11 protein-coding genes are annotated in these 13,238 nt (G+C 46.3%); all 11 read left to right on the plus strand.

Going from position 1 to position 13,238, the window contains the following annotated elements; genetic code table 11:
* Positions 1-4: 4 nt before the first annotated feature.
* Positions 5-883 (plus strand): ketose-bisphosphate aldolase, encoded by an 879-nt coding sequence (locus C170_RS28180; protein WP_036616777.1) that lies wholly within the window; start codon positions 5-7, stop codon positions 881-883.
* A 15-nt stretch (positions 884-898) separates the two neighbouring features.
* Complete coding sequence (locus C170_RS28185; protein WP_051447446.1) at positions 899-2,824, plus strand: PTS fructose transporter subunit IIABC; 1,926 nt, start codon at positions 899-901, stop codon at positions 2,822-2,824.
* A 473-nt stretch (positions 2,825-3,297) separates the two neighbouring features.
* A complete protein-coding gene (locus C170_RS28190; RefSeq protein ID WP_036616779.1) occupies positions 3,298-4,224 on the plus strand; it encodes a phosphate ABC transporter substrate-binding protein PstS family protein in 927 nt (308 codons plus the stop codon).
* Positions 4,225-4,339: 115 nt separating this feature from the next.
* Positions 4,340-5,275, plus strand: coding sequence for a phosphate ABC transporter permease subunit PstC (gene pstC / locus C170_RS28195; protein WP_017690972.1), 936 nt, complete (start codon positions 4,340-4,342; stop codon positions 5,273-5,275).
* 2 nt (positions 5,276-5,277) lie between these two features.
* Positions 5,278-6,165 carry a phosphate ABC transporter permease PstA gene (pstA, locus tag C170_RS28200; RefSeq protein WP_036616846.1) on the plus strand — a complete coding sequence of 296 codons (888 nt, stop codon included), beginning with the start codon at positions 5,278-5,280 and terminating at the stop codon, positions 6,163-6,165.
* Between the two features lie 12 nt (positions 6,166-6,177).
* Complete coding sequence (gene pstB / locus C170_RS28205) at positions 6,178-6,933, plus strand: phosphate ABC transporter ATP-binding protein PstB (protein ID WP_036616781.1); 756 nt, start codon at positions 6,178-6,180, stop codon at positions 6,931-6,933.
* Positions 6,934-7,112: 179 nt separating this feature from the next.
* On the plus strand, positions 7,113-8,144 hold the full coding sequence (locus C170_RS28210; RefSeq protein ID WP_051447447.1) for a phosphotransferase enzyme family protein: 1,032 nt from the start codon (positions 7,113-7,115) through the stop codon (positions 8,142-8,144).
* 192 nt (positions 8,145-8,336) lie between these two features.
* Positions 8,337-9,047 (plus strand): response regulator transcription factor, encoded by a 711-nt coding sequence (locus C170_RS28215; RefSeq protein WP_036616782.1) that lies wholly within the window; start codon positions 8,337-8,339, stop codon positions 9,045-9,047.
* Positions 9,044-10,534 (plus strand): sensor histidine kinase, encoded by a 1,491-nt coding sequence (locus C170_RS28220; RefSeq protein WP_036616784.1) that lies wholly within the window; start codon positions 9,044-9,046, stop codon positions 10,532-10,534. The genes C170_RS28215 and C170_RS28220 overlap by 4 nt, the downstream gene beginning before the upstream one ends.
* Position 10,535: 1 nt before the next feature.
* The gene (locus C170_RS28225) at positions 10,536-11,630 is read left to right on the plus strand and encodes a LolA family protein (protein WP_036616787.1); all 1,095 of its coding nucleotides are present in this window, start codon (positions 10,536-10,538) and stop codon (positions 11,628-11,630) included.
* Between the two features lie 205 nt (positions 11,631-11,835).
* Positions 11,836-13,238, plus strand: a 1,403-nt coding sequence (locus tag C170_RS28230; RefSeq protein ID WP_036616789.1) for a collagen-like protein, incomplete at its 3' end; no start/stop codon positions are given.

Raw genomic sequence — 13,238 nt, forward strand, 5'->3', positions numbered from 1 at the left:
TCAAATGTTAATTAATATGAAAGATTTACTTAAAGTAGCGTATGAAAATAAATTTGCAGTCGGATCATTTAATGTAGCCAATAGCGAGTTCGTCAAAGTGGTCATTACAGCCGCAGAGGAGCAGAATTCGCCTGCAATTATGCAGATTCACCCGAATGAAATTGATCTAGTCACTGATGGGTTTATAGCCTATGTGCGAGAAGCGGCATCCAAGTCCAAAGTACCGTTTGTTATTCATCTGGATCATGGAGCGACGATCAAAGATATTACGCGTTCGATTCGCAATGGGTATACATCAGTCATGATGGATGCATCTCATTTACCTTTTGAGGAGAATATTGCGGCAACCAAGGAAGCGGTTGAACTGGCTCATCTGGTCGATGTATCTGTAGAAGGTGAACTAGGCACGATTGGGAGTAATGAAGGTAGCTCGGAAGGTGGGGCTGACGAGATTTTGTATACGAATCCAGAAGAAGCGGCGATTTTTGTAGAACAAACAGGTATCGATACACTTGCTGTCGCTGTAGGTACTTCACATGGTATTTATCCTCAATCCAAAGATCATTCGATCAAAATCGATCGTTTGAAACAAATTCATGAAAAAGTAAAAATTCCGTTAGTGCTGCATGGTGGATCAGATAATCCTGATGAAGAGATTAGAGAAGCAGTGAAGCATGGGATAGCGAAGATCAATTTATCAACCGATATGAAGCGAGCATTCTACAACCAATTAAGAGCGACACTCGATGCGAATCCGAAAGCATATGAACCGGATCAACTGATGCCTGAGGCGACCAAAGCGGCAACAGAACTGGTGAAGAAAAAAATGGATCTGTTCGGTTCTACAGGTAAAGCATCCCTTTATAAACTGGGAGAAATTTAAGAGGAGAGATCCATAATGAAGATTTCTAATGTCTTAAAACCAGAAAATATCATATTAGATGTCACCGCTACGACCAAAGCCGAATTAATAGATGAATTGTCGCAAAAGTTAAACGATAACGGCTATTTAAGCGATATTGAGCAATTTAAAAAAGATATCTGGGCACGTGAAGAACAGGTTCCTACAGAAGTGGGATTCGGAATAGCCATTCCACATGCCAAGTCTACTGGAGTACAGTCCCCTGCCATTATTATGGGCAGATCATTAAGCGGTATTAAATATAGTACCGAATCATGTAATTTATTTTTTATGATTGCAGTCGATCAAAGCTCTTCATCAGAGCATTTGCAAACATTATCCAAAATTTCGACCTTTTTGATGGATGAACTATTTAGAGCAAAACTTATCCTTGCTCGAGATCAAGAAGAGATTGTCCGTTTATTTGAACAGGCAGAAGAGCAAGATGCGCAGGCACTTCATAGTCCTAAAAAGTATGCTGGCAAAAAAGTGGTTGGAGTTACAGGCTGTCCTACAGGAATTGCCCATACGTTTATGGCCGCGGAAGCATTGAAAAATGCGGCCAAGGAACTCGGTGTACACATTAAAGTGCAAACCAATGGATCAACAGGTGTTGGAAATCAATTGACTCCTGAAGATATTGCTGAAGCTGATGGTATTATTGTGGCGGCAGATGTCAAAGTCGATATGGATGTTTTTGGCGATCGTCCAGTGATCAAAACCTCTGTCAAAAATGGAGTTCATCATGCACAAGAGTTAATTGAAGATGCGATTGCTGGAAAAGGTGTCGTTTTGAATCAAGGCAACAGTAATCTTAAAGAAGCAAAAGAAAAAACACGTTTAAAGCAGCCAAAAATATACAGACATATTATGAATGGTGTATCCTTTATGATTCCTTTTGTAGTGGCAGGCGGTATATTGATTGCGCTTTCGTTTATGTTTGGTATTCATGCGGCTGACCCAAATAGCCCGGACTATAATGCTTTCGCCGCTTTTTTAAGTACAGCAGGGGGTAGTGCTGCTTTTGCATTGATGGTTCCTGTATTAGCAGGGTATATTGCGTATAGTATTGCTGACCGTCCAGGATTGGCACCTGGTATGATTGGAGGTATGCTGGCGACTATTGGAGGTTCCGGCTTTTTGGGAGGTATGCTGGCTGGATTTATCGCCGGTTATACGATCATAGCTCTGAAAAAATTAGTCAAAGGCATTCCTGACTCACTGCAAAGCCTGTCACCTGTGCTGATCTTGCCATTAGTAGGTTCATTTATAACCGCCTTGATTATGTATTTTGTCATCAACAGTCCGATGGCTTGGATCAATGAGTCGTTACAAGGTTGGCTAAATGGTTTAACAGGTTCTAATGCTATTTTATTAGGAGCACTTCTGGCAGGAATGATGGCATCTGATATGGGAGGGCCGATTAATAAAACAGCATCTGCATTTGGACTGGCGATGTTCGCCAATCAAATCTTTGAACCTTCTGCTGCTCTGATGGTTGGAGGTATGGTTCCGCCACTGGGTATTGCATTAGCTACAACATTATTTAAGAATAAATTTTCAATCGAAGAACGTAATGCAGGCAAAGCCGCTTATATTATGGGTGCGTCGTTTATTACAGAAGCCGCGATTCCGTTTGCCGCAAATGATCCCTTGCGAGTTATTCCATCCAATATTGTAGGTGCAGCGATTGGTGGAGGAATGTGCATGGCTCTAGGTATTTCGTTACAAGCTCCTCACGGTGGAATCTTTGTTATTCCCATTGCGGCAAGTAATCCATTATTGTATATTGTCTGTATTTTAGTTGGTTCCATCATTACAGCTTGTATGATTGGATTGTTAAAGAAACCTGTATATCAACCAAAAAGTAATTCAAGCGACCCGTCAGATAAAAAAGCCTTAACAACTATGAAATCTGCATAAATTCTCTAACCACCTGGTGCCATGCACTGGCTGTGAGGCAGTTGACGGATTGATTCAATATCTACATTAAGTATTTACACAAGGCCAGCCTTTTATAGGGCTGGCCTTTTTTGCCTACTTCCCAGGCAGGAGATTGAAATGCCTGAGATCCAACGAGCGCTGACACAGCGCAGGGAACGGAACGATTGTGGAAAAGCGAAGCGTTCGCCTTTATCCCCGGATGTATTCCTTGAAAAAAGTAAATCATATAAATCCGGGGATAACAGCGATTGAAACAACGTCCGTTCCCGAAACGACCTCTTCAGCGATAGATTAAATCCCAAATATTTCAAAATGCTGCCGATATTTTTAACATTGCGTTTACAAAACACTGATTTTAAGATGACATACCGAAACTACAATGAGTAAAGAGTTGATGGTGAACAAACAAATTCACAAAACGCCATCACTACATTGGGGGAGGAAAACAAAACATGTTTAAAAAGTTGCCGTTTATTTTGATGACCTTAACGTTCGTACTGGTACTCGCAGCATGCGGATCGAAAAATGACGCTGGTACAGAGGGTGCCGCAAGCAATGGATCAGGAGAAGCTGCTACTGAGCTTAGCGGTAACATTCTGGCAGTCGGATCGACAGCATTGCTACCTCTGGTAGAACAAGCTGGACAGAAATTTATGGCAGTTGATGAATATAAGAACGTAACGGTTCAAGTTCAAGGTGGCGGTAGTGGTACTGGTTTGACACAAGTATCTGACGGACAAGCTACAATCGGTAACTCTGATGTATTTGCAGAAGAGAAACTGGAGGACGAAGCCAAAGTAAAAGAACTGGTTGACCATCAAGTAGCAGTAGTAGCTATGGCGCCAGTTAGCAACAAAGATGCAGGTGTAGAAGATTTGACGAAGCAACAACTGGTCGACATCTTCTCCGGTAAAGTAACAAACTGGAAAGACGTTGGCGGCGCGGATAAAGCAATTGTTATTGTAAACCGTCCGAGCAGTTCCGGTACCCGTGCAACTTTTGAGAAGTATGCATTGGGTGCAAAAATGGGTGATATCCAAGGTTCGATTCAAGAAGATTCTTCTGGTAACGTAAAAAAATTGGTATCTGAAACGCCAGGTGCTATTGGTTACCTCGCCTTGTCTTACTTGGATGACAGCTTGCAAGTGTTGAAATACGAAGGTGTAGAAGCAACAGTTGAGAACGTAGAAGCAGGAACTTATCCAGTGTGGGCTTACGAGCACATGTACACAAAAGGTGAGCCTGATGCAGCAACAAAAGCATTCTTGGATTACATCTTGAGTGACGAAATTCAACAAAACGACGTGACAGAACTTGGATACATTCCAATGTCAGGTATGAAAGTAAAACGCGATGCAGCAGGTAATGTGGTTGAGTAATCTTTGAACTTGCGCATACAGCGAAAGAGGCGGACTAAGGTCCCGCCTCTTTACGCGGTTTGCTCTAAAATAATCCCATATTTTGCATTAATTCTACTATAGAAGGATGGTTGTTATGGAACAGACCGAAGGGGGAACGGTAATGAATAACAAGTTGAAACCGCGCCGGCCCTTAAAAGAGAAACATTATTGGGAAGAGTGGACGGGACGGATCTATACGTCGATTTGTGTCGTTTTCCTGATCGTTGTCATGTTTTCCATTGTTTATTTTGTAGCGTCTAAGGGACTATCCACATTTTTCCAAAATGGAATAAGCATCAGCGAATTCCTTGGTGGAAAGACGTGGAATCCGACCGGAGAACCTGCGTTCTACGGGGCATTACCGTTCATCACAGGTTCTTTCATTACAACCTTGCTTGCAGCATTGATCGCAAGTCCGCTTGGCCTGTGTGCAGCGCTCTTCATGACAGAGATTGTCCCGGGTAAAGGCAAAAAGATCTTGCAGCCTGCGATTGAGCTCTTGTCCGGAATTCCATCCGTTGTGTACGGATTTATCGGTCTGAGTGTCATCGTACCTTTGTTGCGCAGTATCTTTGGTGGAACAGGCGTCGGGATTGCAGCCGGATGTCTTGTTCTCGCGGTAATGATTCTTCCTACGGTGACAAGTATTATGGCGGATGCATTGTCCGCATTGCCAAAAGGATTGCGTGAATCCTCCTATGCACTGGGTGCCACTCGCTGGCAAACCATCTACCGTGTCATTATTCCAACGACTTTGCCAGCTCTGTTGACAGGTGTCGTTTTGGGTATGGCCCGTGCTTTTGGTGAGGCACTTGCTGTGCAGATGGTTATCGGTAATGCACCGCATGTTCCAACATCCTTGCTTGAATCGGCTTCAACATTAACAAGTGTAATTACACTCAGCATGGGTAACACCACGATGGGTTCTGTTCATAACAATGCACTGTGGAGTATGGCGCTTGTCCTGTTGGTGATGACATTTGTCTTCGTCATTCTGGTTCGCCTGCTTGAAAGGAGAAACCGGGTATGAAAATGAAGGCAAAGACGGTAGATAAAATTGCAACATCCGTTATCGTTGTACTAGCCCTGTTCATTGTTATTCTATTGCTCGGTCTGCTTGGCTTCATCATGTATAGAGGCATTGGACATATTAGCTGGAACTTCCTTACAAGTGCACCACAGTTGCTTAAGGGTGGCGGCGGGATTGGTCCACAGCTCTTCAACTCCGTATTCTTGCTTGTTCTGACCCTGCTTGTTACCATTCCACTCGGATGGGGCGGCGGGATTTACATGGCGGAATACGCCAAACCAGGCAAGATTACCAGCTTCATTCGTCTGGTCGTTGAAGTATTGTCATCATTCCCATCCATCGTTATCGGTTTGTTTGGTCTCTTGCTGCTAGTAAATCAATTTGGTCTTGGTTTCTCCCTGATCTCGGGTGCCTTGGCTCTGGCGATCTTTAACTTGCCACTGATGGTGCGGACTACGGAGCAGGCCTTCCGTGCCGTTCCGAAGGAACAGAAAGAAGCAGGTCTGGCGCTTGGACTGTCCAAGTGGAAGATTATCACTTCCATTCTACTGCCTGTGGCATTGCCGAGCTTGATTACGGGTACGATCCTGGCATCGGGCCGGATCTTTGGTGAAGCAGCAGCGCTGATGTTCACCGCAGGTATGAGTAGTCCACCATTGGACTTTACAGATTGGAATCCGACGAGTCCAAGATCACCGCTTAATCCTTTCCGTCCGGCAGAGACACTTGCTGTCCATATCTGGAAAGTAAATAGTGAAGGTATTGGGCCAGATTCCAAAGAAGTGGCAGCAGGGGCATCCGCCGTGCTTGTCATTCTCGTGCTGGCGTTCAATCTAAGTGCACGCTGGATCGGTCGGGTTGTATTCCGCCGCATGACAGCTTCGAAATAAGGAGGAACCAACATGGCCATACCTTTTGGTACGGAACAGTTAAGCATATATTATGGACATTTCCAGGCGGTCAAGCAGATTAGCCTGACGTTTCCTGAAGCAAGCGTAACGGCTCTTATTGGACCGTCTGGTTGCGGTAAATCCACGTTCCTCCGGTCGCTGAACCGAATGAACGACGAGATTGCCGGTTCCCGTACAGAGGGACATATCTGGATGGACGGTAACGACCTGAATGAGCCTGGAACCGATGTAATCAAGCTTCGCCAGAAGATTGGCATGGTGTGGCAGAAGCCAAATCCTTTTCATAAATCCATCTACAACAATATCGCGTTTGGCCCCCGCTACCGTGGTACGAAGAGTAAGAAGGCACTGGATGAAATTGTGGAAAAAAGCTTGCGTCGTGCTGCGCTCTGGGACGAAGTAAAAGACAGACTGCATGAGTCAGCTCTGTCTCTCTCTGGCGGACAACAGCAGCGCCTATGTATCGCTCGCGCTTTATCTGTTGAACCACAGATTCTGTTGCTCGATGAGCCGGCATCTGCACTTGACCCGGTATCTACGGGTAAAGTTGAAGAGTTGATTACCGAGCTCAAGAAGGAGCTACGTATTGTTATTGTTACCCATAACATGCAGCAGGCGGCACGCATCTCGGATTATACAGCTTATTTCTATCTGGGAAGCATGATTGAGCACGGGGATACAGAGCATATTTTCACGAACCCGGACAATCGTCTGACGCAAGAATACATTATGGGTCGTTTCGGTTAATTGGATCATGGAGTGTAACATAGAGTAATAGACAAAGAGATTAAGAAATAATAGAGACAAAAGAAAGCACAATGCCTGGACGGTTGTTCGGGGGTTGTGCTTTTTTAATTTTATTTTGGAAGAATTTGCTGTGCGTAAAGCAATCATGCTACGATATTTAGTGATAAGAGAACGTTTACATGACTTCGAAGGAGATGTTAATAATCACTACGGATCAGATGTCTTACGACCATATGGCAGCTCAGATTATACAGAACTACACTATTGAAAAACCTGTCGTTTCATATATTCGTCATAATGAGAATCTGACGTATCATGTCATTGATGAAGCAAGCGGGCAGAAGTATCTGCTACGTATCCATCAAGCCGCATATGCAAGTATGACTGGCATTCAGCATACGCTTCCTGCGCTGGAGGCAGAGATGAACCTGCTTCATGAGTTAAACGCAACGACAGCATTGCGCGTGCAGCATCCGGTACGGAATGTATCGGGAGACTGGGTCACGGTATGGACAAGTGAGGCAGGTAAAGAAATCTGCTGTACAGTACTGGAGTGGATTGAGGGAAGGGACATCCAGCAGGGAGAACGCCTGACAACAGAGCAGATCTATGATCTGGGGGCACAACTGCAGATGCTTCATCAATATGGGCGTGAGCAGAATCAGACAGATCGAACAAAGGTGCGGCCGGCATATGGCAATAGCCATGAGAACTTGGTCATGCTAGGGCAGCTAGAGGAAGGTGTCCGACTGGGGATTTTTACAACGGAAGACTTTGATCTGCTTCGTGAGACGTTTGAGAACATTAATGAGCAGTTAGAAACATACCCGCATCACGCAGGGACATGGGGGATCATTCATGGGGATATTACTCGCAACAATCTGCTGATAACGGAGCAGGGGATTTCCATGATTGACTTTTGTCTACACGGTTATGGTTATTATCTTTTTGATGCCGGAGGGGCAGCACTTATGTTCAATCGGGAGGAACGTGACATATTTTTATCCGGTTATACCCAACAGATCGCACCACTGACGGATCGTGATATCCGATTAATGGAAGGATTTATGTTGATCTTTACACTGGGTTATTATTCCTTTCAGATGGCGAATGAGTCGAGGCACGAATGGATGAAAGATCGCATGCCGAAGCTATGCAGCAAGTATTGCCGACCTTATGTGCAAAATGAGCGTATTTTCTATGAGTTGTGAGGTGTTTCCTTTTCTAGGAGCTATAACTTAGGATTAAGATTGTGAATATTACCTGGGCGTCCTGAACAATCGGGGTGCTCTTTTTGCATGCATTAGATAACGATCTTAATGGACATTTATGAAGAAAGTATAAACTCTGAGGAGAGTCAACTTTTCTTAGCTACAATATAGTCATGGGAGGATGAAGCAGCGATGAGAGACAGCGAGAATATATTGCTGGTGGAGGATGATCCGGAGATTGCCCGTATTTTGAGAGATCATCTACGTCATGAGGGTTATGGGGTAACTTGGGCATCAAGCGGTTTGGAGAGCTGGGAAGACTTTAGGGAGGGAACCTATCAATTAGTCTTGTTGGATCTGATGCTACCGGAAATGGATGGGTTCACGGTATGCAAAAACATTAGACTGATCAGCGATGTTCCGCTGCTCATGATGAGTGCTCGAATCGAGGAAGAGAGCAAAGTCAGGGGGCTTGGGCTGGGAGCTGACGATTATATTACGAAGCCCTTCAGTCTAACGGAACTTACAGCTCGCATTAAATCTCATCTGAATAGGTACCGCAGATATCAGGGCGTAGAGCCGGATTCGACAGATAGACAGTATAACGATGGGTTATCGATTGATTATTTGAATCAGCGCGCACAGGTTCATGGAGAACATGTGGCACTAACCAACAAGGAATGGGCTTTGCTCATACTGCTTGCTTCTCATCCTGGCCGGGTGTTTACCAAGGCGGAACTGTATGAACATGTCTGGAGTCAGCCAGAGGCGGGGAACTCGAGTACAGTCACAGTTCATGTGAAGAGCCTTCGGGCCAAGATTGGTGACGAGCCACATCATCCACGCTGGATTCAGACGGTGTGGGGCAGTGGTTACCGGTTCGTGGGGGAGCCTGAGGAATGAAGTTGAAGTACTGGTTAATGCTTGCCTTCCTCATTGTAATGCTGCTACCTGTCGCTGCTGGGTGGGCGCTGTACTCCCTGTATAACTATTACAATGATCAGCGTGCCGTAACGGAATATGTGGAGTTGTCCGGACAATTGGTTCCTATTGAACTGGCTTTATCTGACCCGGGACTGTACCAGCTGCACTCGCCTGATGCTTTCGCTGCACTCTCTGAATTGGAGAATGGTCGGGTGAACTTTGCTCTGTATTTACCAACAGGGATTCGGATGTACACATCAGAGGGGAGTACATGGTCTGCTGGAGCTTACACCGTTGGGGGGGCGGAGCTGTATCGTAATTTGTACAACTTACAGATTCGTCATCGTACATTCTCGTTGAAGAAACCCGTATGGGAAAAAGGTGAGTTGGTCGGCATTTACGAAATCGTCATGCTGCGTGGAGATTGGCTGGAAGGCATATCCTTGCGGACTACCTGGGTCATGGGTCTCGCTGCTACTTTCTTTATCCTGTTATACGGAACAGTGCTGTGGTTGCTATCCCGAAAGCTCTTTCGGCCGATGAAATATCTCATAGAACGAATGGATGCTTTTGCACGGGGAGAGGCTGCTACGGATGTGGTACCTGTTCGTCATGATGAAATGGGCATCTTGCTCCAACAGTTTGATGCAATGCAAGACAAGATCAGACATACTCAGGCCGATGTGGAGAGGGAGCAAAAAGAAAAAGAGCTCATGATCGCCTCGTTATCCCATGATCTGAAAACACCGTTGATGTCCATTAGTGCCTATACGGAAGTGCTTAACGGTGATCGTCAACTGAAACGCCTTGAAAGGCAGGAATATCAGGATGTGCTGCTCGGAAATGTGGAGCGGATGAAACAGATGATTAGTGAACTTGAGATGTATACGGCGCTGGGTTCCAGTGAATCGGAGATGGCCATGGTTAAGGTGGAAGGTGGAGAGTTTTTTGATATGCTGCTTGGGAGCTATGAGGGACTTGCCGAGCGTAGTCAGATTGACGTGAAGATGGATGTCCGCACAGATCAACTGTACCGAGTTCATCCCGAACAACTGATGCGCCTGACAGATAATCTGATAAATAATGCACTACGCCACACAAGGACGAACGGTGTAATGGGACTAGGGGTTATTGCTTCAGATTGGGAGCTTCCTGAATGGATTATTCCTTCGCTTAGAGCTGAATTGGATAACTACAGGGCGGGAGCAACATTGATCATAGTACAAAACGAAGGTCCTGCTATTCCTGAGGAACAGCTCATTCGTATTTTCGAACCATATGTTCAACACCAGAATCAGGAGGAGAAGACATATGCAGGTGGTTCGGGATTGGGATTGAGTATAGCCAAACGGGTTGCAATAAAGCACGGAGGGGATATGCGCATGTGGTCATACGAAGGATATGGAACGCTGGCAGCATGCCGATTGCCTGAACATGGAGAATGTAAACGCAGAGAGGGTGGATAAGATGATGAAAAAAGGATGGATGATGCTTGGTACTGCTGTGTTGGCAGGCGCCCTGCTTGGAGGTTGCGCGGAGAAGGATATGCTGGCTATGTCAGGAGATGAGATGATTGAGAAGGTTGTCTCAGCAGAAACAGAACCCGCCTCGTATTATGCGGAAGGTGTGATGAAGATATGGGCGGATGACAAGCTGACTAACACGATGCAAATTAAGGAATGGGTAGATGGTGAAACTGGACGAAAGCGCACGGAAACATCAGAGAATGGCAATGTCAGTTACGCAGTTAATGATGGAAAGAAGATCATCATATATGAAAAAGAAACAGGGGCAGCATATTCCATGGATGCATCATCCGTGTCACAACAACCTAATCAAACCCAGAAGCAAATATTGCTCGATCAACTAGAGCGGTTACGTACTACGCATGATGTGAATATGATGGGACAGGAGAAACTTCATGGACAGGACGTCATTCATATTGAATTGACACCAAAAGAAGAAGGCGCATTCTCCATATCTTCAGAGTATTGGGTAGATCCCAAAACGTGGATGATTGTCAAAGTAAACAGCGCGTATGGGGATGGAAAATCAGAAATGGTCTATGATCCGATTCAGTATGACCCTGAATTCACAAAGGATACTTTCGTAATTGACATCCCTAAGGAGGTCGATGTGAAGGACTTGGACGATATGATGCAGAATTCCGAAGTGACCCTAGAGGAAGCGGAAAAAGCGTTGGAACAGCCGTTCCTACAGGACATGAGTGGAGAATTCGAACTATCACGGATCGAAATGTCTACATCGCGCGGTGAGCTGAGCAGAGATGAAGTAACCTTGTATTATGTAAGTAACGACAAGGTAGAAGTCAGCCTGACGGTATTCAAGATGCCGGAAGAAAATGTGGACGATACACTAATACCGGATGAAGCCGAGATTAAGGTTCGTAACACCGAGGGTTCATATATGAAGAGCATTCGGAACATATCATGGAGTGAGAATGGCTTGCGGTACTCCATCATGGGTGAAAACGAAGGATGGACAAAGGCAAAGCTGCAAGCTTGGGCGGAAGAACTGACCCTTCCCAATCCGTCTAGATGAGCTAAAGAATAATAAGGTTGCCGCAGAAACGAAGCGGCAGCTTTTTTTGTATATTCTCCTTTTGGTGTGGTGGATATCTATTCGATCTCCTTTCAGTCCATTCCAAAAAGGCAAGAGGGCAACTTCACGTTTACAGTTCAATATGCATATTTATAGAAGACAATCTTGATTTGGTGATGGAGGCAGGAGAAGGGGGCATCGCAGGATGGCTGTTTTATCAACAGGGCCAATAGAAAATAATATAGTGGTGGGAAGCGGCGAGCGTCCTACACAGAGAATTACAGTGAAATTAGACAATTGGAGTCTCACTAGTTTCTCTACCGTTCTGGTTCAAGGCTATTATTTGAATGGTGTTCGCACACTATACGTTGAGGAATTGTTTAATGTTTTGCCTAACCAGATTATAACAAATGACTATTATGCAGATTTGGATGCATTTGAGTTTATATTTATCACAGGTGATGATACGGAGGATGAAGTTCAGATTTCCGTATGGGGGAAAAACCAGAACGGTCAACTGGTAACGGCACATCGTTTGGTGTCTGAGGAATTGTTAGGAGCGAACCCCGGTCTAGTCGGGGTAACGGGTGCGACTGGAGCTACAGGGACAGCAGGGGTTGCGGGAACAACTGGTCCTACAGGGGTTACAGGTGTTACAGGACTGACAGGAGTTACTGGTCCTCCTGGAGGAACTACGGGATCGACGGGAGAGACCGGTGTTACTGGGAGTACGGGGGAGACAGGGTCTACCGGAGTGACAGGAGTCACGGGCGCTACTGGAAGTACGGGGACCACAGGAGAGACAGGGCTTACCGGAGTGACGGGTGTTACCGGGAGCACGGGAGAAACAGGGTCTACTGGAGCCACGGGTGTCACCGGGAGTACGGGAGAGACAGGGTCTACTGGAGTGACGGGAGTTACTGGGAGTACGGGAGAGACAGGGTCTACTGGAGTGACGGGAGTTACTGGGAGTACGGGAGAGACAGGGTCTACTGGAGCCACAGGTGTCATCGGTAGTACGGGAATCACAGGAACGACTGGGGTCACTGGGGCTACAGGTGCGACAGGCGTAACGGGGACGACCGGAGTTACTGGAGATACGGGAGCGACAGGACTTACAGGAACGACCGGAGTTACTGGGGCTACAGGTGCAACAGGCGTAACAGGGGCGACTGGAGATACTGGTGTTACAGGTGCAAGCGGATTGACGGGAGCAACAGGAGTCACTGGAGATACAGGCGCAACGGGAGTAACAGGGACGACCGGAGTCACTGGTATTACAGGTGCGACAGGCGTAACGGGGACGACCGGAGTCACTGGTGTTACAGGTGCGACAGGCGTAACGGGAACGACCGGAGCCACAGGGGTTACAGGTGCGACAGGCGTAACCGGAACAACCGGGACGTCCGGAGTAACGGGAGCAACGGGAACGACCGGAGCCACAGGGGTTACAGGTGCAACAGGTGCAACAGGCGTAACCGGAACAACCGGGACGTCCGGAGTAACGGGAGCAACGGGAGCGACCGGAGTCACAGGGGTTACAGGTGCAACAGGCGTAACCGGAACAACCGGGACGTCCGGAGTAACGGGAGCAACGGGAGCGACCGG

Origin of the sequence: Paenibacillus sp. FSL H7-689 (genome assembly GCF_000517905.1) — a bacterium.
Taxonomy (GTDB): Bacteria; Bacillota; Bacilli; order Paenibacillales; family Paenibacillaceae; genus Paenibacillus; species Paenibacillus amylolyticus.

Bases quoted from the DNA above. Each gene is read 5' to 3' on its own strand.
- C170_RS28180 (WP_036616777.1), top strand. From the start codon at position 5: ATGTTAATTAATATGAAAGATTTACTTAAAGTAGCGTATGAAAATAAA.
- C170_RS28185 (WP_051447446.1), top strand. From the start codon at position 899: ATGAAGATTTCTAATGTCTTAAAACCAGAAAATATCATATTAGATGTC.
- C170_RS28190 (WP_036616779.1), top strand. From the start codon at position 3,298: ATGTTTAAAAAGTTGCCGTTTATTTTGATGACCTTAACGTTCGTACTG.
- pstC (WP_017690972.1), top strand. From the start codon at position 4,340: ATGGAACAGACCGAAGGGGGAACGGTAATGAATAACAAGTTGAAACCG.
- pstA (WP_036616846.1), top strand. From the start codon at position 5,278: ATGAAGGCAAAGACGGTAGATAAAATTGCAACATCCGTTATCGTTGTA.
- pstB (WP_036616781.1), top strand. From the start codon at position 6,178: ATGGCCATACCTTTTGGTACGGAACAGTTAAGCATATATTATGGACAT.
- C170_RS28210 (WP_051447447.1), top strand. From the start codon at position 7,113: ATGACTTCGAAGGAGATGTTAATAATCACTACGGATCAGATGTCTTAC.
- C170_RS28215 (WP_036616782.1), top strand. From the start codon at position 8,337: ATGAGAGACAGCGAGAATATATTGCTGGTGGAGGATGATCCGGAGATT.
- C170_RS28220 (WP_036616784.1), top strand. From the start codon at position 9,044: ATGAAGTTGAAGTACTGGTTAATGCTTGCCTTCCTCATTGTAATGCTG.
- C170_RS28225 (WP_036616787.1), top strand. From the start codon at position 10,536: ATGATGAAAAAAGGATGGATGATGCTTGGTACTGCTGTGTTGGCAGGC.